19 protein-coding genes and 1 pseudogene are annotated in these 22,073 nt (G+C 59.2%); 10 read left to right on the top strand and 10 right to left on the bottom strand.

All coding sequences use genetic code 11. From position 1 onward, the window contains the following. Positions 1-7: 7 nt before the first annotated feature. Positions 8-1,438, top strand: coding sequence for an exodeoxyribonuclease I (sbcB, locus tag AACY50_RS11700; protein ID WP_339430996.1), 1,431 nt, complete (start codon positions 8-10; stop codon positions 1,436-1,438). A 97-nt stretch (positions 1,439-1,535) separates the two neighbouring features. Here the strand turns inward: sbcB and mvaT are convergent, their stop codons facing one another. Beyond that, positions 1,536-1,913 (bottom strand): histone-like nucleoid-structuring protein MvaT, encoded by a 378-nt coding sequence (gene mvaT / locus AACY50_RS11705; protein ID WP_339430995.1) that lies wholly within the window; start codon positions 1,911-1,913, stop codon positions 1,536-1,538. Between the two features lie 311 nt (positions 1,914-2,224). Here mvaT and purU point away from each other — a divergent pair, with 311 nt between their 5' ends. Both purU and AACY50_RS11715 read left to right on the top strand, forming a co-directional pair. Further along, positions 2,225-3,073 carry a formyltetrahydrofolate deformylase gene (purU, locus tag AACY50_RS11710; protein WP_221730666.1) on the top strand — a complete coding sequence of 283 codons (849 nt, stop codon included), beginning with the start codon at positions 2,225-2,227 and terminating at the stop codon, positions 3,071-3,073. 86 nt (positions 3,074-3,159) lie between these two features. Further along, positions 3,160-3,354, top strand: coding sequence for a hypothetical protein (locus tag AACY50_RS11715; RefSeq protein WP_339430994.1), 195 nt, complete (start codon positions 3,160-3,162; stop codon positions 3,352-3,354). On the opposite strand, the gene AACY50_RS11720 is transcribed toward AACY50_RS11715, so the two are convergent. The 5 genes and pseudogenes from AACY50_RS11720 to AACY50_RS28765 form a co-directional block, all read right to left on the bottom strand. Further along, the gene (locus AACY50_RS11720; RefSeq protein WP_339465239.1) at positions 3,320-4,318 is read right to left on the bottom strand and encodes a lysylphosphatidylglycerol synthase transmembrane domain-containing protein; all 999 of its coding nucleotides are present in this window, start codon (positions 4,316-4,318) and stop codon (positions 3,320-3,322) included. The genes AACY50_RS11715 and AACY50_RS11720 overlap by 35 nt on opposite strands. Next, positions 4,315-5,091 (bottom strand): polysaccharide deacetylase family protein, encoded by a 777-nt coding sequence (locus tag AACY50_RS11725; protein ID WP_339538593.1) that lies wholly within the window; start codon positions 5,089-5,091, stop codon positions 4,315-4,317. The genes AACY50_RS11720 and AACY50_RS11725 overlap by 4 nt, the downstream gene beginning before the upstream one ends. Beyond that, complete coding sequence (locus tag AACY50_RS11730) at positions 5,084-6,196, bottom strand: glycosyltransferase family 4 protein (RefSeq protein WP_445261484.1); 1,113 nt, start codon at positions 6,194-6,196, stop codon at positions 5,084-5,086. The genes AACY50_RS11725 and AACY50_RS11730 overlap by 8 nt, the downstream gene beginning before the upstream one ends. A gap of 237 nt (positions 6,197-6,433) precedes the next feature. Beyond that, positions 6,434-7,198 carry a methyl-accepting chemotaxis protein gene (locus AACY50_RS28760; RefSeq protein ID WP_401160180.1) on the bottom strand — a complete coding sequence of 255 codons (765 nt, stop codon included), beginning with the start codon at positions 7,196-7,198 and terminating at the stop codon, positions 6,434-6,436. 93 nt (positions 7,199-7,291) lie between these two features. Beyond that, positions 7,292-8,323, bottom strand: a pseudogene (locus tag AACY50_RS28765) (HAMP domain-containing protein); the annotation flags it as partial. A 188-nt stretch (positions 8,324-8,511) separates the two neighbouring features. Here AACY50_RS28765 and AACY50_RS11740 point away from each other — a divergent pair. Next, positions 8,512-9,999, top strand: a complete 1,488-nt coding sequence (locus tag AACY50_RS11740; protein ID WP_339465241.1) for a helicase HerA-like domain-containing protein — start codon at positions 8,512-8,514, stop codon at positions 9,997-9,999. Positions 10,000-10,043: 44 nt separating this feature from the next. On the opposite strand, the gene AACY50_RS11745 is transcribed toward AACY50_RS11740, so the two are convergent. After that, positions 10,044-10,499 carry a DUF721 domain-containing protein gene (locus AACY50_RS11745; protein WP_339430990.1) on the bottom strand — a complete coding sequence of 152 codons (456 nt, stop codon included), beginning with the start codon at positions 10,497-10,499 and terminating at the stop codon, positions 10,044-10,046. 307 nt (positions 10,500-10,806) lie between these two features. Between AACY50_RS11745 and secA the strand changes: the two genes are divergently transcribed. The 4 genes from secA to AACY50_RS11765 all read left to right on the top strand — a co-directional run bounded on the left by secA (position 10,807) and on the right by AACY50_RS11765 (position 16,547). After that, on the top strand, positions 10,807-13,542 hold the full coding sequence (gene secA, locus AACY50_RS11750; protein WP_339430989.1) for a preprotein translocase subunit SecA: 2,736 nt from the start codon (positions 10,807-10,809) through the stop codon (positions 13,540-13,542). A 122-nt stretch (positions 13,543-13,664) separates the two neighbouring features. Beyond that, a complete protein-coding gene (argJ, locus tag AACY50_RS11755) occupies positions 13,665-14,882 on the top strand; it encodes a bifunctional glutamate N-acetyltransferase/amino-acid acetyltransferase ArgJ (RefSeq protein WP_339430988.1) in 1,218 nt (405 codons plus the stop codon). A 91-nt stretch (positions 14,883-14,973) separates the two neighbouring features. After that, a complete protein-coding gene (locus AACY50_RS11760; RefSeq protein WP_339430987.1) occupies positions 14,974-15,606 on the top strand; it encodes a glutathione S-transferase family protein in 633 nt (210 codons plus the stop codon). Then, a complete protein-coding gene (locus tag AACY50_RS11765) occupies positions 15,603-16,547 on the top strand; it encodes a Nudix family hydrolase (RefSeq protein ID WP_339430986.1) in 945 nt (314 codons plus the stop codon). Before AACY50_RS11760 ends, AACY50_RS11765 begins: the two co-directional genes overlap by 4 nt. Before the next feature lie 118 nt (positions 16,548-16,665). Here the strand turns inward: AACY50_RS11765 and AACY50_RS11770 are convergent, their stop codons facing one another. The 3 genes from AACY50_RS11770 to AACY50_RS11780 are packed head-to-tail and all read right to left on the bottom strand — an operon-like array spanning position 16,666 to position 20,253. After that, the gene (locus AACY50_RS11770) at positions 16,666-17,250 is read right to left on the bottom strand and encodes a cob(I)yrinic acid a,c-diamide adenosyltransferase (protein ID WP_339465244.1); all 585 of its coding nucleotides are present in this window, start codon (positions 17,248-17,250) and stop codon (positions 16,666-16,668) included. Positions 17,251-17,253: 3 nt separating this feature from the next. After that, positions 17,254-19,290, bottom strand: coding sequence for a sensor histidine kinase (locus AACY50_RS11775; RefSeq protein ID WP_339430984.1), 2,037 nt, complete (start codon positions 19,288-19,290; stop codon positions 17,254-17,256). A gap of 45 nt (positions 19,291-19,335) precedes the next feature. After that, positions 19,336-20,253, bottom strand: a complete 918-nt coding sequence (locus AACY50_RS11780; protein ID WP_339538595.1) for a putative 2-dehydropantoate 2-reductase — start codon at positions 20,251-20,253, stop codon at positions 19,336-19,338. Between the two features lie 140 nt (positions 20,254-20,393). Between AACY50_RS11780 and AACY50_RS11785 the strand changes: the two genes are divergently transcribed. Together AACY50_RS11785 and AACY50_RS11790 are read left to right on the top strand one after the other, a co-directional pair. Continuing rightward, positions 20,394-20,879, top strand: a complete 486-nt coding sequence (locus AACY50_RS11785; RefSeq protein WP_027619814.1) for a YajQ family cyclic di-GMP-binding protein — start codon at positions 20,394-20,396, stop codon at positions 20,877-20,879. Between the two features lie 184 nt (positions 20,880-21,063). Continuing rightward, positions 21,064-21,906, top strand: a complete 843-nt coding sequence (locus AACY50_RS11790) for a mechanosensitive ion channel family protein (RefSeq protein WP_339495175.1) — start codon at positions 21,064-21,066, stop codon at positions 21,904-21,906. Positions 21,907-22,073: the final 167 nt, after the last annotated feature.

Raw genomic sequence — 22,073 nt, forward strand, 5'->3', positions numbered from 1 at the left:
ACCGCCCGTGACTTCCATCTTCTGGTACGACTACGAAACCACTGGCATCAATCCCCGTTGCGACCGTCCGCTGCAGGTTGCGGGGATTCGCACCGACCACGACCTCAACGAAATCGATGAGCCGGTCAACCTCTACTGCCAACCCAGCGAAGACATCCTGCCGCACCCGGCGGCGTGCGTGATCACTGGCATCACCCCAGGCCAACTCGCCGAAAAGGGTTTGAGCGAAGCCGATTTCATGACCCGGGTGCACGCGCAACTGGCCGCCCCTGGCACTTGCGGTGCGGGTTACAACACCTTGCGCTTCGACGACGAGATGACGCGCTACAGCTTGTATCGCAATTTCTTCGATCCTTACGCCCGTGAATGGCAGGGCGGCAACAGTCGCTGGGATCTGATCGACGTGGTACGTGCCGCCTGTGCGCTGCGCCCGGAAGGCCTGGTCTGGCCGACCGATGAAGAGGGGCGGGTAACGCTCAAGCTCGAACGTCTGACGGCCGCCAACAATATTGATCATGGCAATGCCCATGAAGCGTTGTCGGACGTGCGCGCGACCATCGCCCTGGCGCGGTTGATCCGCGAGAAACAGCCAAAACTGTATGACTGGCTGTTCCAGTTACGCAGCAAGCAAAAAGTCATGGATCAGATTCGCCTGTTGCAGCCTTTGGTGCACATTAGCGGGCGATTCTCGGCGGCGCGCAGTTATGTCGGTGTGGTGCTGCCGCTGGCCTGGCACCCGAAAAACCGCAACGCCTTGATCGTCTGCGACCTGCACCTTGATCCGCAGGGCTTGCTCGACCTGGATGCACACGCCTTGCGGCAGCGTCTGTACACCCGTCGTGACGATTTGCTGGAAGGTGAGTTACCAGTGCCGCTCAAGCTGATTCATATCAACCGTTGCCCGGTGGTGGCGCCACTGTCGGTATTGCGTGCACAGGATCAGCAACGGTTGGGGTTGGACATGGCGCTTTATCAGGCGCGAGCGCTGCGGCTAACTGACGCACAACAAGTTTGGAAAGATAAAGTGGCGGCAATTTATGCCAGCGAAGATTTCACCCCGAGCGAGGATCCGGAACAACAGTTGTACGACGGATTTATCGGTGACCGCGACCGGCGTCTATGTGAGCAAGTGAGAGCGGCCGATCCTGCTCAATTAGCGCAAGAGCAATGGCCTTTCGATGATGAACGTTTGCCTGAATTACTCTTTCGCTATCGAGCACGCAACTTTCCTGAAACGTTGACTTTTGAAGAGCAAGAGCGCTGGAGAATATTTTGTCAGCAACGGTTGTCCGAGCCGGAATGGGGCGCACCGAATACCTTTCAATCTTTTACAGAGAGCGCAGAGCAATGGACGCTTAATGCCACGCCGGAGCAGAGAGTGGTTCTCAATGAATGGCAGAATCATGTCCAGGCATTACGCAAACGATTGAATCTTTGAAATCGAACATGACCGGGTCTAAATCCCAGGCATAAAAAAACGCCAGCATTGGCTGGCGTTTCTTTTTTCGCGGATTGCTCTGCGAAGGCGCTGCGGCTTAGCCCAGCAGGGTAGCCCAGCCTTCAACCACGTCACCGCCCCACTTGAGTTTCCACTCTTTCAGAGTCTTGTGGTTGCCACCTTTGGTTTCGATGACTTCGCCGTTGTGCGGGTTTTTGTATTGTTTAACTTTGCGAGCACGCTTGGTGCCGGTAGTTTTTACTGCGCCGCCGCGTGGGGCTTTGGTTTTCGAATCCGGATCCAGCAGCGCGATGATGTCACGCAGGGATTTGGAGTATTCGCCCATCAGGGTGCGCAGCTTGCCTTCGAATTCCAGCTCGGCTTGCAATTTGTCGTCTTCGGACAGGTTCTTCAAACGGGCTTGCAGCTCTTTGATAGCTTCTTCGGTGGCGCGATATTCGTTGATCAAGGACATGATTACTACCTTAGTAAAGTGCTGAATGGCAGGGACAGTGCCGCAATAATAGTCAGGCTGTTTCATCAAGTAAACATTTAACCGGCGTTTTTATTTAAATTAGTTACGGGATTTAGCTGCAGATTGAATGTTCAGTTAAATAATGTGATGCAGTCATCACGGATATTCACAGTTATCTGATCAAACAATGATCGCCCTGCGCACAAAAATGTGCGTCAGGGGCCGCGTCGATGCCTGCGTTCATCAATACTGCAGTTTTCCTGCGCAGTCGCTAGAATGGCGGCCTTTGCGAAGTTCTGGAGTTCCCCCTCATGCGCACTTTTCGGCTGGTGATTTCTTGCCCGGACCGCGTTGGCATTGTTGCCAAAGTCAGTAATTTTCTGGCAGCCCACAATGGCTGGATCACTGAAGCAAGCCACCACTCGGATAATCAGGTCGGCTGGTTCTTCATGCGTCACGAGATTCGTGCCGATTCGCTGCCGTTCGGTATCGACGTATTGCGCGAGAAGTTTGCGCCGATCGCCGAAGAGTTCTCGATGGACTGGCGCATCACTGACACCGAGCAGAAGAAGCGCGTTGTGCTGATGGCCAGCCGCGAATCCCATTGCCTGGCTGACTTGTTGCACCGTTGGCACAGCGACGAACTGGACTGCGAAATCTCCTGCGTCATCTCCAACCACGACGACCTGCGCAGTATGGTCGAGTGGCACGGCATTCCTTATTACCATGTCCCGGTCAATCCACAGGACAAGCAACCGGCGTTCGCCGAAGTGTCGCGTCTGGTCAAACAGCACGACGCTGAAGTGGTGGTGCTGGCGCGCTACATGCAAATCCTGCCGCCGGAACTGTGCCGTGAATACGCACACAAGGTCATCAACATTCACCACAGCTTCCTGCCGTCGTTCGTGGGCGCCAAACCGTATCACCAGGCCTCTCTGCGCGGCGTGAAGCTGATCGGTGCGACCTGCCACTACGTGACCGAAGAGCTGGACGCCGGTCCCATCATCGAGCAGGACGTTGTCCGCGTCAGCCACAGCGACAGCATCGAAGACATGGTGCGTTTCGGTCGTGACGTCGAGAAAATGGTATTGGCTCGCGGCTTGCGTTATCACCTGGAAGACCGGGTGCTGGTGCACGGCAACAAGACCGTGGTGTTCTGATCGAACTCACGCATGCTTGAATATCGAAGGGCCTGGGCGTTCAATCGCTCCAGGCCCTTCGCCGTTTCAGCCCTTGAGGAAATGCCATGAGCGATCCACTGGACAAAGCCACTTCCAAAGCGCCTGCCACCTTGGGGGAAGGTTGTTTGAGCCGTTATGACCCGGATGACATGAGGGAGGAGGATGGGACGGAGTTTCCCGGCGCCGCCGAGTTGTGGGAGCAAATAAAAGAAGAGCAGGATGGGCCTAAGAAGCCTGCCGCGCCTTCATCAGCTTCTTGAGCAGTGGTCTGCCTAGCATCAACAGGAACACCGGGCCGCCGACCAGTAGATAGAAGTAGTACGTCACCACCCGCCAGATCAGAATGGCCGCCGCCGCGGTGGATTTTCCCACCATTGGCGCCAACAGTGCCGCCGAGGTCAACTCCGCAGCGCCCGCGCCACCGGGTAACAGACTGAGCTGTCCGGCGCCCAGCGAGAGCATCTGCACCAGAAAACTCCAGGCCCACTGCAAGTCCGCGCCCAGTCCACGCAACGCCAGATACAGCACGCTGTAGCGCAGCAGCCAATGCACGCAGGTGAGGGCGAACACTTTGCTCAACGTCTGCCAGGGCAACTTCAGAGCATTGATGAAGTCGGCGAGAAAGTGCAGCACCTTGCGCGTCCAGCGACGGCGCGTGCTCGCGGGCACGTTCATTCTGGCCAGTAGCCGTCCGCTCAGGCGAATCAGTGGGCGGTGGTATCGCGCCAGCAGTACGCAACTGAACAGCCCGCCGAACAACGATACGGCGCTGACGATTAAAAGCCATTCGAGACGATCACTCAGGTGCCGGAACACGGCGTAAATCAGAATGCCACTCAAGGCGCACAGAAAGAACAGCAGGTCACTCAACTGATCCATGGCAAACACGGCGCTGCTGCGGGACGGGCGCACGCCGCAGCGGCCCAGTAGGGCCATGATCGTCAGGGGGCCGCCACTGCCGCCCGGTGTCGCGCAGTAGGCGAATTCAACGGCCATGACCACGCCCAGGCTCTTCATCGGCGTGATGCGATTACGCTGATCGCCGAGCAATAAGCGCAGACGCAGGGTGTTGATGCCCCAGCAAAGCAGAATCATGGCGAACATGATCAGCAGCCATTGCAGCGGAAAGTTTTGCAAGCGCGCCCAGATTCCGCTGCCGCCGAGCAGCAGCGGGATCAGCACGGCTGCGAACAGACCAAGCAACAACACAAGGCCGCGACTCATGTGGCACGTTCCCGTTGACCGCGCTGTTGTGCAAGCCAGTTCACCTTGGTCATCGGCACTCGTCCTGACGCCAGCAGCCGCAGGAGGGTATTGAGCCAGTAATCGCGGGAGTAGCCATGACGCATGTCCACCGGGTGCAAGCCTAGACGAATCACTGGGGCGTGACGCCAGCGGTGTTCGCGCTGATCGCTGACCATCTTCGACAGACCACGACGCCAGGCGCTGCGCGCACTCCATACCAGCCCCGGCGCATCGACAGGGGTGAAGTCCGGCAGACGATAAAGGTGCTGAGGATCGCTGGTGTAGCGCAGCGGTAATTGGCGCAGAGCTTGTCGCGTGCCTTCGCTCATCAACCAGGCTGGAGCAACGAAGCCGTGCAGCGGCCAATCGTAGCGCTGGAACAGTTCAATGCCGGTGCGCAGGCGGGCGAGCGCGGCGTTGTGGGATAAACGATAGAACTCGCCTTCATGGGTATAGAGACGGCGCATGAACCAATCGCGTGGCGTGGTCGGGTCAGGTTCCTGGTCATCATGAAAATAACCGTGCAAAGCCAGTTCATCGCCGCGTGCGAGGCGGGTGCTCAGCAGTCGACGAAAGTCCGGGTGAGCGTCAAGGGCATCACGGCGATGAAAATCCGGTACCACCAGCCAGGTCATCGGCACGTTGCCTAAAGCATCGACTGTTTCTACTAAAGGTCGGTAATCCGCCCAGGTAGAGGGGGCCACGTCGTGCAGCGTCAGCAGTACGGCGGGGCGATTCAGGGAATCAGCCATTGGCCACCTTCCGTGTCACATGGCCGAGGACGGCGTGGTAGTGGCTCAGCAAACTGTCGACCACGGTGTCCCAGGCGTAATGCCGTTCGACATGTTGGCGCGCCTGTTGGCCAAGTCTTGCGCTGTCGCGACTGAACAACTCGTGCACGGCGTTGGCCATGGCTTGTGGGTTGTTCGGTGCGCACAGCAGGCCGCAGGATTCTGGCACGATCTCTTGAAAAGCCCCGGCCGCCACCGCCACAACCGGAATACCGCAGGCCATGGCTTCGAGGATCACCAGACCGAAGGTTTCCTGATCGCCGGCATGCACCAAGGCATCGGCACTGGCCATCAGTCGGGCAATGGTCGGTGCCGGGCAGAATTGATTGATGACGCTGACGTTGTCCGGCACCACGGCGGGCATCGATGAACCCACCAGCAGCAGGTGATAGCGCGGGCCGAGGCGTTGCATGCATTTGAGCAGGACCGGCAGGTTTTTCTCTTTCGAGCCGCGCCCGGCGAAGATCAGCAGGCGCGTGTCTTCGGCGATCCCCAGTTGGGCGCGCAAGCCTGGATCAGCGGCGCCCGGGTGGAAGTTTTGCAGGTCAACGCCCAGCGGTTGCACGAAGACGTTGCGCACCCCCAGGCCCGTCAGCTTGTCAGCCATAACCTGGCTCGGCGCCAGTACCCGATCAAAGTTGCCGTAGAGCTTGGTGACATAGGCCTCGACGTTGGGCGTAACCCAATGTCCCATGCGGTTACTGGCCAGCAGCGGCAGGTCGGAATGGTAAAAACCGATCACCGGTACATCCAGTTGGCGCCGGGCATCCAGTGCGGCCCATGCGGTGAGGTACGGGTCGCCCACTTCAATCAGATCGGGCTGCAAGTCCTGCAGGACGTTTCGCCAAGGGGCCAAACGCACGGGGAAGCGGTAACCCTTGCCAAAGGGCAGGGCGGGAGCGGGAACCGTATAAACACCATCGTTTTCACCGAAATGCGCGCCCGGGATCAGCAGACTGTGACGAGTCCCGGGTTTGACGCCCAACCGGCGGTGTTTGGCGTCAAGATAAGTGCGTACGCCACCGCTGGCCGGGGCATAGAACATGGTGATATCGGCGATGTGCACAGTGATCGTCCCTCCGCAGCGTTGCTCTCCTTTGGTTGACCTTTATCCACAATAGATGTTCGGTCGGGATTTGTGCGGTGCAACGAAGCGCAGCCCTCTCCCGGAAGGAGAGGGCTGCGCGAAGTGTTTGGGCTTGATACATCGACCTGAGAGTTTGAGCCCAACTCAGGTTTGAAACGCTTGAAGATCGGCGCCCTTTTCCCTCACACCTTGGGGTGAGGGGGGAGGTTTTTGATCTTAAATGCGGAAACTGCCCACCAACTGCGTCAACCGCGAAGCCTGCTGCTCCAGATCCGAACAGGCACGCAACGTCGCCTGCAGGTTCTCAACGCCTTCCTGATTCAGCGTGTTGATTTCGGTGATGTCCACGTTGATCGACTCGACCACGGCCGTTTGCTCTTCGGTCGCGGTGGCCACCGACTGGTTCATCCCGTCGATCTCGCCAATGCGCTGGGTCACACTGTTCAAACGCTCACCCGCGAGGTTGGCAATCTCCACGCTGTCCTGGCTGTGACGCTGGCTGTCACTCATGGTGCTCACCGACTCACGGGCGCCGACTTGCAACTCCTCGATCATGGTCTGCACCTGTTGCGCTGATTCCTGGGTGCGGTGTGCCAGGTTACGCACTTCATCCGCCACCACGGCAAAACCACGACCGGCCTCGCCGGCACGCGCCGCTTCGATCGCAGCGTTGAGTGCCAGCAGGTTGGTTTGCTGGGAAATGCTGGTGATCACTTCGAGAATCTGGCCGATGTTCACGGTTTTGCTGTTCAGCGACTCAATGTTGCTGCTCGATGCGCTGAGCATGCTCGACAGTTGATTCATCGCCTTGATGCTGCGATCCACCACTTGCTGGCCGTCCTCAGCGAGGCCGCGGGCATCGCTGGCCTGATTCGAGGCTTGCGCGGCATTGCGGGCGATTTCCTGAGCCGCGGCACCTAGCTCATTGATCGCGGCGGCGACACTGCTGGTGCGCGAAGCTTGCTGATCGGAGTTGTACATCGACGAGTTCGACGCGGCGACCACGCGCAGCGCGACTTCGTTGACTTGCCCTGTGGCCGACGACACTTCGCGGATCGAGCGGTGGATGCGCTCGACGAAGCGGTTGAACGCGGTGCCGAGGGTGCCGAACTCATCGTTATTGACGATGGTCAGGCGTTTGGTCAGGTCGCCTTCACCATCGGCGATGTCTTCCATGGCGCGGGTCATGACGTGCAGTGGCTGGATGAGGATACGGATCAGCATGCCGAGCAGGGCAATGATGATGGCTACCGCGATAACCGTCGCAATCACTGCCGAGGCGCGGAATTGGCTGAGCATCGCGAAGGCTTTGTCCTTGTCCACCGACAGGCCGATGTACCAGTTCACCGACGGCAGGCCTTTGATCGGGGCAAAAGTGACGATGCGGGTTTTGCCATCGACGGTGATTTCACTGAAGTCGCTGCTGATGCGCGGGGTGTCCTGCGGATACGCTTCTTTCAGCGATTTCATCACCAGCGCTTTGTCCGGGTGCACGAGGATCTTGCCGTCGGCGCTGACCAGGAACACATAACCCATGCCGTCGAAGTCCCGGGCGGCGAGGGTGTCGACCAGCGATTGCAGGCTCAAGTCGCCGCCAACCACGCCGACGCTCTGGCCGGCCTTTTTCGAGGCGGTGGCAATGGAAATGATCAGTTGGCCGGTGGCCGCGTCGATGTAGGGCTCGGTCAGGGTCGGGGTACTGCTGCTCTCGGCACCTTTGTACCAAGGGCGAACCCGTGGATCGAAACCGTCCGGCATCTTCACGTCCGGGCGGATGGTGAAATGACCGGTGGCATCGCCCAGGTAGGTGGCCATGAACGTCGAGGTCAGGGCCTTCTGGTCCAGCAGACTGGCGACATTGGCGGGTTCGGGGTTGATGGCGATGTTTTGGGCGGCGTTCTCGACCAGCAGAATGCGGCCGCTGAGCCACGTCTGAATATTGCCGGCGGTGACTTCGCCCATTTCGTTGAGGTAGTTGTTCAGGTCATCTCGAATCGCATTGCGCTGGAGCCAGTCGTTATACAGCGTGAACGAGGCGAAGGCAGCAATGACGATGAGGGCGGCGGCAAGCAAAATTTTATGGCTGAAGCGCAGATTTTTGTTCATGGCTTGGGGTTCCGCTAAGGTCTTAATGTCCAGGGCGTGCTTTTATAGAAACATGCGCAATGGGCAAGGATGAAAGTAAGCTGATATTTCCGTCTCTCCTTAGGGAAATGTCTGTCCTGACTTTTGGTCGGGCTCTCACCTTTCTTTATCGGCCATGCAGAATCAAAGATTAACCAACGGGTGACAAAATGCCTGACTCATCGCAACTCGTAATCGGCGCCGATCTCGCGGGGCAACCGATCGCCCAGGCCATGCGTCTGGCGAATCGACACGGGCTGGTCGCCGGCGCGACCGGTACGGGTAAAACCGTCACCTTGCAGCGTCTGGCCGAAGCCTTCAGCGACGCGGGCGTGGCGGTATTCGCTGCCGACATCAAGGGTGATCTGTGCGGCCTTGGTGCTGCCGGCACCCCCCAGGGCAAAGTCGCCGAGCGCATTGCCGGGATGCCTTGGCTCAACTACAAACCGCAGGCTTATCCGGTGACGTTGTGGGACATCCACGGCGAGTCGGGCCATCCGCTGCGCACCACGTTAAGTGAGATGGGCCCGCTGCTGATCGGCAGCCTGCTGGAACTCACCGACAGCCAGCAAGCGGCGCTGTATGCCGCGTTCAAAGTCGCGGATCGTGAGGGGCTGTTGTTGCTGGATCTGAAGGACCTGAAAGCGCTGCTCAATCACCTCAAAGACAATCCGCAAATGTTGGGAGACGACGCCGCGCTGATGACCACCGGTTCCAGTCAGGCGCTATTGCGTCGGCTGGCAACCCTGGAACAGCAGGGCGCAGAAGCCTTGTTTGGCGAGCCGGCACTGCAACTTGAAGACATCCTGCAACCGGCCGCCGATGGCCGTGGGCGCATTCATCTGCTTGACGCCAGCCGTCTGGTGCATGAGGCGCCGAAGGTCTACGCGACGTTCTTGCTGTGGCTGCTGGCCGAGTTGTTCGAACAACTGCCAGAGCGCGGTGACGCGGATAAACCGCTGCTGGCGCTGTTTTTCGATGAGGCGCATTTGTTGTTCGGCGACACACCCAAAGCCTTGCAAGAGCGCCTGGAACAGGTGGTGCGGTTGATTCGGTCCAAAGGTGTCGGTGTGTATTTCGTCACCCAATCACCGGCTGACTTGCCGGACGATGTGCTGGCGCAGCTTGGTTTGCGCATCCAGCACGGGTTGCGCGCCTTCACCACCAAAGAGCAGAAATCCCTGCGCGCAGTGGCGGACGGGTTCCGGCCCAACCCTGCGTTCAACAGTTTGTCGGTGCTGACTGAGTTGGGTATCGGCGAGGCGCTGGTCGGCACACTCGCGGACAAGGGCACGCCGCAAATGGTTGAGCGCGTGCTGGTCGCGCCGCCGCAGTCACGAATCGGGCCGTTGTCGCAAACCGAGCGCACGATGCTGATAGCCGGCTCACCGTTCAAGGGCCGGTATGACAAACCGATTGACCGGGAGTCGGCTTATGAAATTCTCATGGGACGCAAAAACCTGGCGCCGGAGCCTGAAACACCAGCGGGCAAGCCAGCAGTACCAGAGCCTGGTCTGGCCGACAGGGCAGGGGAGTTTCTTGGTACGGCGGCAGGGCAGGCGCTGAAATCGGCCATGCGCCAGGCTGCCAACAACCTGGGCAAGCAACTGGTACGCGGCCTGATGGGCTCCCTGCTCGGCGGCAGCAAACGCCGCTGATCAACCGGTGGGAGCGGGCTTGCTCGCTCCCCGTCAGATCGATGTCAGGTCTTGGCTTTGGCGTGCGCGGCAAGGCGCTCCAGCGCTGCGCGCAAACCCGGATCAGTGATCCCGTCCGCCGTCGCCTGAATCGTCGCCGCTGCATCCGTCGACAGGTCCATGGTATGCCCGCTCGCGCCACGCTGAACCGTTGGCGGTTGCACCTTGAACAGAATCCGCGTCAGGCTGGCGAACTCGTCGAACATTTGTAATTGCCGTTGCAGACGCTTTTGCTGATAACGCAGGCGTGTGGCCCAGTGGCCGTCGGTGACAATCAGCAACAGACTGCCTTCACGCCACGAAGCGACATGGCAGTGTTCGCGGGCAGCGGGTTGCAGTTGGCTTTCAAGTAGACGCTGCAAATGACCCAAACGCTGGGCATGGCCGAGGATGGCTTTGAGCGGCTTGGCTTCGCGCAGTAGAACGGCGGGTGCTCTGGCCGTAAGAGGGCGAAATGCCATGATCGAACACCTGAAGTAACAGAAGCGCCATGGTAGCAGAAAGCAGCGAGATCACTCGCCCATTGCTTTTGCCCCTGCTTTGCCCATTAAATCAACCACTAACTTCTTTTCTGCATGACTTGAAGTTGAGCAAAACGCCCCTATTTCAAGTGAGCCCCGTCAAAGCGCAGTGCCAGCATCGTGGAACATCGCCACTTTCCTCACCACCGTTTCCGGGTAGAATGCTCGTTCGCATGCGGCCATGAGGGCTGCACGGGCGACTCACGGGGCCGCCCTCCATCCCTTTAGTGTGGAAGATCCTGCCGATATGTTTGCGCCTTTGTTAAAGAAACTTTTTGGAAGCAAGAACGAGCGTGAAGTCAAACGCATGCTCAAGACGGTGCAGCTCGTCAATGCCTTCGAAGAGCAAATGGTGGCCCTTTCGGACGATCAATTGCGCGCCAAGACCGATGAGTTCAAGGCCCGCATCGCCAAAGGGGAAACCCTCGACAAGCTGTTGCCAGAAGCCTTCGCGGTCGCCCGTGAAGCCGGCAAGCGCATCATGGGCATGCGCCACTTCGACGTACAACTCGTCGGTGGCATGACCTTGCATGAAGGCAAGATCGCCGAAATGCGTACCGGTGAGGGTAAAACCCTCGTGGCTACCCTGGGTGTTTACCTCAACGCACTGTCCGGCAAGGGCGTGCACGTTGTGACCGTGAACGACTACCTGGCCCGCCGTGACGCCAACTGGATGCGTCCGCTGTATGAGTTCCTCGGCCTGACTGTCGGCGTCGTGACGCCGTTCCAGCCGCCGGAAGAAAAACGCACGGCTTACGCTGCCGACATTACTTACGGCACCAACAACGAATTCGGTTTCGACTACCTGCGCGACAACATGGCGTTCAGCATGGAAGAAAAATTCCAGCGCGAACTCAACTTTGCCGTGATCGACGAAGTCGACTCCATCCTTATCGACGAAGCGCGTACCCCGCTGATCATTTCGGGTCAGGCCGAGGACAGCTCCAAGCTGTACATCGAGATCAACAAACTGATCCCGCAGCTGGAACTGCACGTTGAAGAAGTCGAAGGCGAAGTCACCAAGGCCGGCCATTACACCGTCGATGAGAAGACCCGTCAGGTCGAACTCAACGAAGCCGGTCACCAGTTCATTGAAGACATGCTTACCCGCGTTGGCCTGCTGGCTGAAGGCGAGAGCCTGTATTCGGCACATAACCTGGGCCTGCTGACCCACGTCTATGCCGGTCTGCGTGCGCACAAGCTGTTCAATCGCAACATTGAATACATCGTGCAGGACGGCCAGGTCGTACTGGTCGACGAACACACCGGCCGTACCATGCCGGGCCGTCGTTTGTCCGAAGGCCTGCACCAGGCCATCGAAGCCAAGGAAAACCTGAATATTCAGGCCGAGAGCCAGACCCTGGCCTCGACCACGTTCCAGAACTACTTCCGTCTGTACACCAAGCTGTCCGGCATGACCGGTACCGCCGACACCGAAGCGTTCGAATTCCACCAGATCTATGGTCTGGAAGTCATGGTCATTCCGCCGAACAAACCGTTGGCGCGTAAAGACTACAACGACCTGGTATTCCTCACCGCCGAAGAGAAATACACGGCGATCGTGGCGGACATCAAGGAAAGCATGGCCGCTGGCCGTCCGGTGCTGGTGGGTACTGCCACCATCGAAACCTCCGAGCACATGTCCGCACTGCTCGTGAAGGAAGGCATCGAACACAAGGTTCTGAACGCCAAGTTCCACGAAAAAGAAGCCGAGATCATTGCGCAGGCCGGTCGTCCGGGCGCACTGACCATCGCCACCAACATGGCCGGTCGTGGTACCGACATCCTGTTGGGCGGTAACTGGGAAGTTGAAGTCGCTTCGCTGGAAAACCCGACCCCTGAGCAAATTGCCCAGATCAAGGCCGACTGGCAAAAGCGTCACCAGCAAGTGCTGGAGTCCGGCGGCTTGCAGGTCATCGCCTCCGAGCGTCACGAATCCCGCCGTATCGACAACCAGTTGCGTGGTCGTGCCGGCCGTCAGGGTGATGCCGGTTCCAGCCGCTTCTACCTGTCGCTGGAAGACAGCCTGATGCGCATCTTCGCCTCTGACCGGGTGAAGAACTTCATGAAAGCCCTGGGCATGCAGCCGGGCGAAGCGATCGAGCACCGCATGGTGACCAACGCGATCGAGAAGGCGCAGCGCAAGGTTGAAGGGCGTAACTTCGACATTCGTAAGCAACTGCTCGAGTTCGATGACGTCAACAACGAACAGCGTAAAGTGATTTATCACATGCGTAACACGTTGCTGGCCGCCGACAACATCGGTGAAACCATCGCCGATTTCCGTCAGGACGTGCTCAACGCGACCATCAGCGCCCATATTGCGCCGCAGTCCCTGCCAGAGCAGTGGGATGTGGCCGGTCTGGAAGCAGCGCTTGCCAGCGACTTCGGGGTGAAACTGCCGATCCAGCAATGGCTCGATGAAGACGATCACCTGTACGAAGAAACCCTGCGCGAGAAGCTGATGAACGAGCTGATCGCTGCGTACAACGAGAAAGAAGATCAGGCCGGTGCCGAAGCACTGCGCTCCTTCGAGAAGCAAATCGTTCTGCGCGTGCTGGACGATCTGTGGAAAGATCACCTGTCGACCATGGATCACCTGCGTCACGGCATCCACCTGCGTGGCTACGCCCAGAAGAACCCGAAGCAGGAATACAAGCGCGAGTCGTTCACGCTGTTCTCCGAGCTGCTCGATTCGATCAAGCGCGACTCGATCCGCGTGCTGTCGCACGTTCAGGTGCGCCGCGAAGATCCGGAAGCCGAAGAGCAACGCCTGCGTGAGGAAGCTGAGGCACTGGCTGCCCGCTTGCAGTTCGAACATGCCGAAGCTCCTGGTCTGGATCAACCGGACGCGTTGGGTGAAGAGGTCGATGTGGCCCTCGCCACCGCTCCGGTGCGCAACGAGCAGAAGCTGGGCCGCAACGAACTGTGCTACTGCGGTTCGGGCAAGAAATTCAAGCATTGCCACGGGCAGATCCAGTAAAACCCGTTACAACGGCTGAAATACCCGCGCCGCGACCGGCTTCTGCCGTCGCGGCGTTTTGCCATTCAAGCCACCGTCCCAACGATGGGCGGTGCTGACATCATTGAGTAAGGAGCGCATTCATGGCTGTTGGTCTTGGTCCTTTGCCAACGTTGCACCCGGTTGCCGGTTTTGAACTCGGTATCGCCTCGGCCGGCATCAAGCGCCCCGGGCGCAAAGATGTTGTGGTGATGCGCTGCGCTGAGGGTTCGACCGTGGCGGGCGTGTTCACGTTGAACGCTTTTTGTGCTGCGCCTGTGATCCTGGCGAAACAACGCGTGCAGAACGCTGTGCGCTACTTGCTGACCAACACCGGCAATGCCAACGCAGGCACCGGCGAGCCAGGCCTGGCCGCGGCTGAGCGCACTTGCGCCAGATTGGCTGAGCTGACTGGCGTCGACGCCAATCAGATTCTGCCGTACTCCACCGGTGTCATCGGCGAGCCACTGCCGGTCGAGAAAATCGAAGGTGCGCTGCAAGCCGCGCTGGATGATCTGTCGGAAAACAACTGGGAAGCGGCCGCCACCGGCATCATGACCACCGACACCCTGCCCAAGGGTGCCAGCCGCCAGTTCCAGCATGACGGCGTGACCCTCACGGTGACCGGCATCAGCAAAGGCGCAGGCATGATTCGCCCGAACATGGCGACCATGCTCGGCTACATCGCGACAGACGCCAAAGTCGCCCGCGACGTGCTGCAAAATCTGATGCTCGACGGCGCCAACAAGTCGTTCAACCGCATCACCATCGACGGCGACACCTCGACCAACGATTGCTGCATGCTGATTGCCACCGGCCAGGCGGCTCTGCCGGAAATTACCCGTGCCGAAGGCGAACTGTTTGCCAAACTCAAGCAAGCGGTGTTCGAAGTGTGCATGGACGTGGCCCAGGCCATCGTGCGTGACGGCGAAGGCGCGACCAAGTTTGTGACCGTTGAAGTCAACGGCGGCGGCAATCATCAGGAGTGTCTGGACGTCGGTTACACCGTGGCACACTCGCCGCTGATCAAGACCGCACTGTTCGCCTCCGATCCGAACTGGGGTCGCATCCTGGCCGCTGTCGGCCGTGCCGGCGTGCCGGAACTGGATGTGAGCAAGATCGACGTGTTCCTTGGTGATGTGTGCATCGCCAGCCGTGGCGCTCGTGCTGAGACCTACACTGAAGCGCAAGGCTCGGCGGTGATGCAGCAGGAAGAGATCACGATCCGTATCGAGCTGGGTCGCGGCGATTGCAGCGAAACGATCTGGACCACCGACCTGTCGCATGAATACGTGAAGATCAACGCCGAATACCGGACCTGATCCACAGGCCGGGTATGAGCTGCCCGCGAAGACGGCAGTCCAGACACCACAAGTCCCAAAGCTTTTCCTCTGACGAAAAGGCGCCAAAACCATGTCCCTGCACCTGATCATCGGCGACAAACTGCTTTCCTCATGGTCGCTACGTGCTGCGCTGGCTGTTGAGCTGACCGGCGCGCCTTACAGCGAAGAACTGATCAAACTCGGCAAGCCCGACACCCGTGAGCAACTGCTCAAGCATTCACCGACGGCCAAGGTGCCGCTGCTGAAAACCGCGCGCGGTACCATCGCCGATTCGCTGGCGATTGCCGAATACCTCGCTGAGCAGTTCCCGTCCGAGCCACTCTGGCCGACTGACATCGCGGCCCGCGCCCAGGCCCGATCCGCCTGTGCACAAATGCACAGCGGCTTCTTCGCCATGCGTAACCACATGCCGTTCAACCTCAGCCACGATGCGCCGCTGAACCCGGTGCCGCCGGAGGTGAAGGTCGATATTGAACGCATGCTCGCGTTGTGGGCCGAATGCCGTGCTGTCGCCACAGAAGAAGGGCCGTACCTGTTTGGCCGCGTGAGCCTGGCCGATGCGTTCTTCGCTCCGATTGCCGTGCGTCTGCACACCTATCAGGTGAAGCTGCCCGCGGCTGACGAAGCCTATGTTGAAACCGTCTACCAATGGCCGGCCTTCAAGGCTTGGCAGAAGGCTGGACTGGAGGAATTGAACCCGTGAAGCGTGTACACGTCGCTGCTGCCGTCATCCGTGACGACAGTGGCAAGATTCTCATTGCCCGTCGTGCCGATACCCAGCACCAGGGGGGCTTGTGGGAATTCCCCGGTGGCAAGGTCGAGGCTGGCGAATCCGTTGAAAGCGCGCTGGCCCGTGAGCTGCAGGAAGAGTTGGGTATCGTCGTTGGCGCTGCCCGGCCATTGATCAAAGTGCGCCATGACTATCCGGACAAGCAGGTGCTGCTGGATGTCTGGGAAGTCTCGAGCTTCAGCGGCGCCCCCCATGGCGCCGAAGGCCAGCCATTGGTCTGGGTGAGCGCCAAGGAACTGGCGAATTATGAGTTTCCGGCCGCCAACCAGCCGATCGTTGCGGCGGCGCGGTTACCTGCTGAGTACCTGATCACCCCGCAAGACCTGGAAACTGCGGCGTTGTTGCGCGGCATCCAGAAGGCAATTGCTGGCGGGATCAAGCTGATCCAGTTGCGCGCGCCCAATGGCTATGACCCGAAGTACCGCGATCTGGCAGTAGACGCCGCCGGTCTGTGTGCCGGTAAAGCGCAGTTGATGATCAAAGGGCCGTTCGAATGGCTCGGTGATTTCCCGTCTGCGGGTTGGCATATCACTTCTGCGCAGTTGCGCAAATACGCCGCGGCGGGTCGCCCGTTGCCGGCGCAGCGTTGGTTGGCGGCGTCTTGCCATAGCGCAGAAGAGTTGGCTCTGGCCGAGCAGATGGGGGTGGATTTCGTGACCCTGTCGCCGGTGCAGCCGACGTTGACTCACCCGGATGCGACGCCGCTGGGCTGGGAGCAGGCTTCAGCGTTGATCGAAGGTTGCAGCAAACCGGTGTTCCTGCTCGGCGGCGTTGGTCCGGCGGAGCGGGAGAAGGCTTGGGGGGTTGGTGCTCAGGGTGTGGCGGGGATTCGGGCGTTCTGGCCAGAGAGCTGAAATATGTGGTGATGCTGCTGGCCTCTTCGCGAGCAAGCCCGCTCCCACAGTTGATCGGGTTCCTTTAATTGGAATGCAATCAACTGGGGGCTTGCGCGCGAAGGCGTCCGCTCAGGCGCTACTGTCCTGAAGGTTTTGCAGCAGGCTGCCAAAGAATCTCCGCCACCCCCTGCCGCCGCGCAATCAGCCGCGCCGCGACAAACAACAAATCCGACAGCCGATTGATATATGCCAGCCCAACCCCGGCCAACGGCTCAATGGCGTTCAAATGCTGACAGCGTCGCTCGGCACTCCTGGCCAGGCTTCGGCACGCATGGGCCTGAGCGATCAGCATCGAACCGCCCGGCAGAATGAAATTCTCCAGCGGCCCCAACTCCTCATTCCACACATCAATCGCCGTTTCCAGCCGTTCGATTTCCGCTGCGTTGAGCGCCTGATATTCCGGCATTGCCAACTCGCCACCCAAGTCGAACAGCCGATGCTGACAAGGCGCCAATACCTCGATCAGTTCACTCAGGCTCGGATAGGCCTCGCGCTCGGCAATCAGGCCGGCCAGCAATACGCCGACCTGGCTGTTCAGCGTATCGACTTCGCCAATCGCCTCGATGCGTGGGTGATCCTTCGGCACGCGGCGGCCATCGCCCAGGCCGGTTTCGCCAGTGTCACCGGTGCGGGTGTAAATCTTCGACAGGCGAAAGCCCATGGGTTACCTCGATAGTTGATGGGTTTGAGCCGCAACGGGCGCAGGTTGGGCCAGCGGAAGGCGCAGGGTGAAGCAGGTGTCCTGGCCCGGCGCCGATTGCACCTCCATCTGCCCTTTGTGGTTATTGGTGATGATGAAGTACGACACCGACAACCCAAGGCCTGTGCCCTGGCCGACTTCCTTGGTGGTAAAGAACGGTTCGAAAATGCGTTTACGCACGTTCTCGCTCATGCCGATGCCGTTGTCCTCGACCTGAATCTCGGCCCACGGTGGATTGAGCCTGGTACGCAGAATGATTCGCCCCGGTTCGCTGTCGTCTTCGCGTTGGTGAATCGCTTGCGCGGCGTTTTTCAGCAGGTTGAGCAGGACTTGTTCCAGTTCGTTGGCCGTGCCTGGAACCGGGCCGAGCGCAGGGTCGAACTGACGGATGATCGCCTGTCCCTTGAAGTCAAAACCGATGGCCAGATCGAAGTCGTTGCCAGCGATTTCCACCGCTTGATCAATCAGCGCCGGCAAATCACACGGGGCCAGTTGCCGGGTGCTACGACGGCTGAAGCTGAGCATGTGGGTGACGATTTTCGCCGCCCGGGCGCCGGCCTGCTGAATGCCATCGAGCAATTTCGGGACTTCTCGGCCCTGCAGGTAGCGGTTGACCGTGTCGAGTTCAATGCCCAGCTGTTCGGCGGTTTCGAGGTTCTTCGGCAGGTCCGGCGACAGGCGCCGGCGGATGTTCTGCACGTTGTGCAGGATTGCGCCCAGCGGGTTATTGATTTCGTGGGCCATGCCTGCGGCGAGGCCGCCGACCGAGAGCATTTTCTCCGACTGCACCATCATTTCTTCCAGCGACAGGCGTTGGGTGATGTCGTCGATGCGGATCACCACGCCACGCCCGGCGCCGCCCATCAGCGGGTAGAACGTCAGGGCGTAGTGCTTGGGCTCGTCGTCCTTGAACCAGGTTACGCGCTCGATTTTCGCTACCGTGTGTTGCTCTACGGTTTCCTTGAGCTGCGGCAGAAACGGCTTGAGCGGTTCAAACGCCAGGAAGATCGGCTGGTTCAGCGCTTCGTCGAGTCGCGTGCCGGACAGGGCACTGGCTTCCTGGTTCCACTGGGTGACGTAGAGCTGCTCGTCGAGGGCGATCAGCGCCGAGGGCATGGAGTCGATGATGCTGTTGAGGTAGTTCTGGAAACCGGTGAGTTTTTTCTCGATCTTGCTGCGCACCTGGACCTCCAGTTCCAGTTTGCGGTTGGTGTGGCGGGTTTCTTCGGCCAGCCCCTGAGCTTGATCGAAAGCGGCTTGCGAGTCGTCGCGGGCGCGTTTGAGCTGCTGTTCGCGGGCTTCGATGCGCGAGAGCATGGTGTTGAACGCCTCGGCAAGACTGCCGATTTCGTCGTGGTTACCGCGCGAGGCGCGCAGGGCGTAGTTCTCTTCGCGGGTGACCTGGCGCGAGAGTTCTTCAAGTTCGTGAATCGGGCGGGTGATCAGGCGTTTGATCTGCCGGGCAATCACCAGCCAAAGCAGCACACTGAAAATCAGGATGCCGAGACTCGCGGTCAGCGTGCCGGTGTAGAACGCCATCGGCAATTCGCTGCTGGCCACCAGCAACAGATGACCGGGTGAAGTGCCAGGGCGGGGCAGGGTGATCAATTGATTGCTGCGAAACTCGGTCAGTTGCCAGGCTTCGATGTGCCGATCGTGTTCCGGCAAGTTGAGCTTGTCACCATGCTGCACTTGCGCCAGTCGTTCGCCATTGCCGTCATAAAGGGCGGCGGCGCGCAATGGTGAATAGCTGTCGAGCTCCTTGAGCAGGCGTTCGGCGCTGCGCGGCGATTGTAGGGCTTCGCTGACCAGACTTGGGTTGGCAATCAGCCGGCCGATGGTCTGCAAGGCTTGCGGGGCCATGCTTTCCTGGGAGATGTAATAAGCGGCGCTGATAAAAGTCAGGTTGGCGACGAGCAAGACAGTGGTCAACAGCACCAGCAGGGCGGCCAGCAGTTTCTGGCCGACGGGCAGGTTTTCGAGGCGCTGGCGCAATGGCATCAGGTTTATCGCAGCAAGGGAACAAGTGGCCAGCGTAGCCGCTGCTCAGTCGCTGGGCAATCCGAGGCTGTGCAGATGAGCGACCAGTCGTTGTTGCAATTGGCTGAGGTGCGGCAAGTTGAGTTGATGGCGTGCGGCGACTTTGCAGGCGTGCCCCAATAGATAGCTGATCTCGGTGCGTCGCTGGTTGGCCACGTCTTGATACATCGATGAGTAATTGGCGGCGGTGGCCTGGATCACTCGTTCCACTTCCTGTTGCAGGTTGTCGGCGGCTACCGGTTGGCCGCAACGCTGAAGCAACTCCGCCAGTTCTGCGCACAACGTGGCCACTTCGCAGTGGTGCGCCTGCAAGCCGCCATTGCGGCAGTTGTGCAACACGGTCAGCGGATTGATCGCGCAGTTGAGCGCCAGCTTGCGCCACAGTCGGGTGAGGATGTCGGTGCTCCATTCATGGGGAATATTCGCTGCCTCCAGATCATCCAGCCAGATCGGCGCTACCGGGTGAGCGGCATCGCCAAGCCAGGTGTAACCGTGGCCGGCAAACACCACGCGCCAGTCGCCATCGCGGAACGCGCCTTCGGTGCTGGAGGCACTGATGCAGCGTGCTTGCGGCACTTGCGCGGCGACAGCGTCCTGGCTGCCCAGGCCGTTTTGCAGCAGGATCAATTCGGCATCCGGCGCCAGGCGCGGAGCGAGGAGGGCGACCGCGCTTTCGGCATCGTAGGCCTTGCAGGCCAACAACAGGCGACGGATTGGTTGCGGGCTGTCCGGCGTTTCGCCGGGAACTGCATAAGTCTTGGCTTGTCCTTGTTCCACGAGGGTTAATCCGCCGGCTGCCTGATAGCTGTGCAAGCGCATCGCGTCCCGCACGATCAGCCGGACCGGCAAGCCAGCGCGAGCCAGCCGCGCAGCCCAAAGAGTGCCGAGACTGCCGGCGCCAAGAACATGCCAAGGGATAGACATCAGATTTTTGCTCGATTGGTTGCAGGCATGTGCGGCTCGCCGTGTCGGTAAGAAAAGACCCGTTATAATGAGCCCGATTTTAACCGCAAGCCAAGCGCGCTCCATCCTCATCGAGCGCGCCTTTTTATTGGAGAGATTACATGCCGTCGTTCGACGTGGTATCCGAACTGGACAAACACGAACTCACCAACGCGGTCGAGAACGCCGTGAAGGAACTCGATCGTCGTTATGACCTGAAAGGCAAAGGCAGCTTCGAGTTCAAGGAAAAAGACCTGACCGTCAACCTGACCGCTGAAGCCGATTTCCAGCTGGAGGCGATGATCGAGATCCTCAAACTGGCCTTGGTCAAGCGCAAGATCGATGTGCAGTGTCTTGAGGTCAAGGACGCTTACGCATCGGGCAAGCTGATGAAACAGGATGCCGTGCTCAAGGAAGGTATCGACAAGGAACTGGCGAAGAAGATCGTCGGCCACATCAAGGACGCCAAGCTCAAGGTTCAGGCCGCCATTCAGGGCGAGCAGGTGCGCGTTACCGGCAAGAAGCGTGATGACCTGCAAGAAGCCATCGCGGCCCTGCGTGCCAAGGAGTTCGGCATGCCGCTGCAGTTCAACAACTTCCGCGACTAAGCGCTATCCGCACAATCTGTGGGAGTGGGCTTGCTCACGAACGCGGTGTGTCATTGAGCAATAAGGTTCACTGAGACACCGCTTTCACGGGCAAACCCTCTCTCGCTCGGATTTATTTTCCCCGGCGGATTTTTGCGCTACTTATTCTTTGCGTGCCGCGTAGCCGGAAATCAGGAGATAGAACATGGATTTGAATGCTGAAGTGGATAACCTGGTCAAGGCATCCCAAGCGTGGATCCCGATGATCATGGAATACGGCAGCCGCGTGCTACTGGCAGTGATCACGTTGGCCATCGGCTGGTGGCTGATCAACAAGGTCACGCGCAAGCTCGGTGGCTTATTGGCTCTGCGTAACGCCGACCTGGCGCTGCAAGGTTTTATCAGTACGCTGGCCAATGTCATTCTCAAAGTGCTGCTGATCGTCAGCGTCGCTTCGATGATCGGTGTGGAAACCACCTCGTTTGTTGCAGCCATCGGTGCTGCCGGCCTGGCCATCGGTCTGGCATTGCAGGGCAGCCTGGCTAACTTTGCTGGCGGCGTGCTGATTCTGCTGTTCCGTCCGTTCCGTATCGGTGACTGGATCGAGGCGCAAGGCGTGTCGGGTACGGTCGACAGCATCCAGATTTTCCACACCGTGCTGCGGACTGGCGACAACAAAACCATCATCCTGCCGAACGGCAACCTGTCGAACGGCATCATTACCAACACCAACCGTCAGCCAACCCGCAAGGTTGTGTTCGATGTGGGTGTGGATTACGAAGCCGATCTGCAGCAAGCGCGTCAGGTGCTGCTGGATCTGGCCAAGGATGAGCGTGTTCTGCAAGATCCAGCGCCACAGGCGGTGATTTCGACCTTGGGCGACAGCTCGATCACGGTCTCCCTGCGAGCGTGGGTTAAAACCGCGGATTACTGGGATGTGATGTTCATGTTTAACGAACAATCACGGGATCGCTTGAAGGCTGCAGGGATTGATATTCCGTTTCCACAGCGAGTCATTCGTGTGGTTCAGGAAACGGCTGCACAATAACTCTATTGATAACTGATCTTGCGGTCAGTTAATTAACACCAAACCCGAGAGATGTTCACACTCTTGGGTTTTTTGTGCTTGAAGTTAAAGTTCGCTGGCTAATAGATAGTTGGCTAATATTTTATTTTGAGTTCAAGTTACTCCGCGCATAAAAAAACCGCCCACCT

The sequence above is a fragment of the Pseudomonas sp. RA_15y_Pfl2_54 genome (assembly GCF_963971015.1).
In the GTDB taxonomy this organism is placed as follows: domain Bacteria; phylum Pseudomonadota; class Gammaproteobacteria; order Pseudomonadales; family Pseudomonadaceae; genus Aquipseudomonas; species Aquipseudomonas baetica_A.

Coding starts and splice junctions, on each gene's coding strand:
- mvaT (WP_339430995.1), bottom strand. CDS start 1,913: ATGTCCTTGATCAACGAATATCGCGCCACCGAAGAAGCTATCAAAGAG.
- purU (WP_221730666.1), top strand. CDS start 2,225: ATGCGCACTTTTCGGCTGGTGATTTCTTGCCCGGACCGCGTTGGCATT.
- AACY50_RS11715 (WP_339430994.1), top strand. CDS start 3,160: ATGAGCGATCCACTGGACAAAGCCACTTCCAAAGCGCCTGCCACCTTG.
- AACY50_RS11720 (WP_339465239.1), bottom strand. CDS start 4,318: ATGAGTCGCGGCCTTGTGTTGTTGCTTGGTCTGTTCGCAGCCGTGCTG.
- AACY50_RS11725 (WP_339538593.1), bottom strand. CDS start 5,091: ATGGCTGATTCCCTGAATCGCCCCGCCGTACTGCTGACGCTGCACGAC.
- AACY50_RS28760 (WP_401160180.1), bottom strand. CDS start 7,198: ATGTACAACTCCGATCAGCAAGCTTCGCGCACCAGCAGTGTCGCCGCC.
- AACY50_RS11740 (WP_339465241.1), top strand. CDS start 8,512: ATGCCTGACTCATCGCAACTCGTAATCGGCGCCGATCTCGCGGGGCAA.
- AACY50_RS11745 (WP_339430990.1), bottom strand. CDS start 10,499: ATGGCATTTCGCCCTCTTACGGCCAGAGCACCCGCCGTTCTACTGCGC.
- secA (WP_339430989.1), top strand. CDS start 10,807: ATGTTTGCGCCTTTGTTAAAGAAACTTTTTGGAAGCAAGAACGAGCGT.
- argJ (WP_339430988.1), top strand. CDS start 13,665: ATGGCTGTTGGTCTTGGTCCTTTGCCAACGTTGCACCCGGTTGCCGGT.
- AACY50_RS11760 (WP_339430987.1), top strand. CDS start 14,974: ATGTCCCTGCACCTGATCATCGGCGACAAACTGCTTTCCTCATGGTCG.
- AACY50_RS11770 (WP_339465244.1), bottom strand. CDS start 17,250: ATGGGCTTTCGCCTGTCGAAGATTTACACCCGCACCGGTGACACTGGC.
- AACY50_RS11775 (WP_339430984.1), bottom strand. CDS start 19,290: ATGCCATTGCGCCAGCGCCTCGAAAACCTGCCCGTCGGCCAGAAACTG.
- AACY50_RS11780 (WP_339538595.1), bottom strand. CDS start 20,253: ATGTCTATCCCTTGGCATGTTCTTGGCGCCGGCAGTCTCGGCACTCTT.
- AACY50_RS11785 (WP_027619814.1), top strand. CDS start 20,394: ATGCCGTCGTTCGACGTGGTATCCGAACTGGACAAACACGAACTCACC.
- AACY50_RS11790 (WP_339495175.1), top strand. CDS start 21,064: ATGGATTTGAATGCTGAAGTGGATAACCTGGTCAAGGCATCCCAAGCG.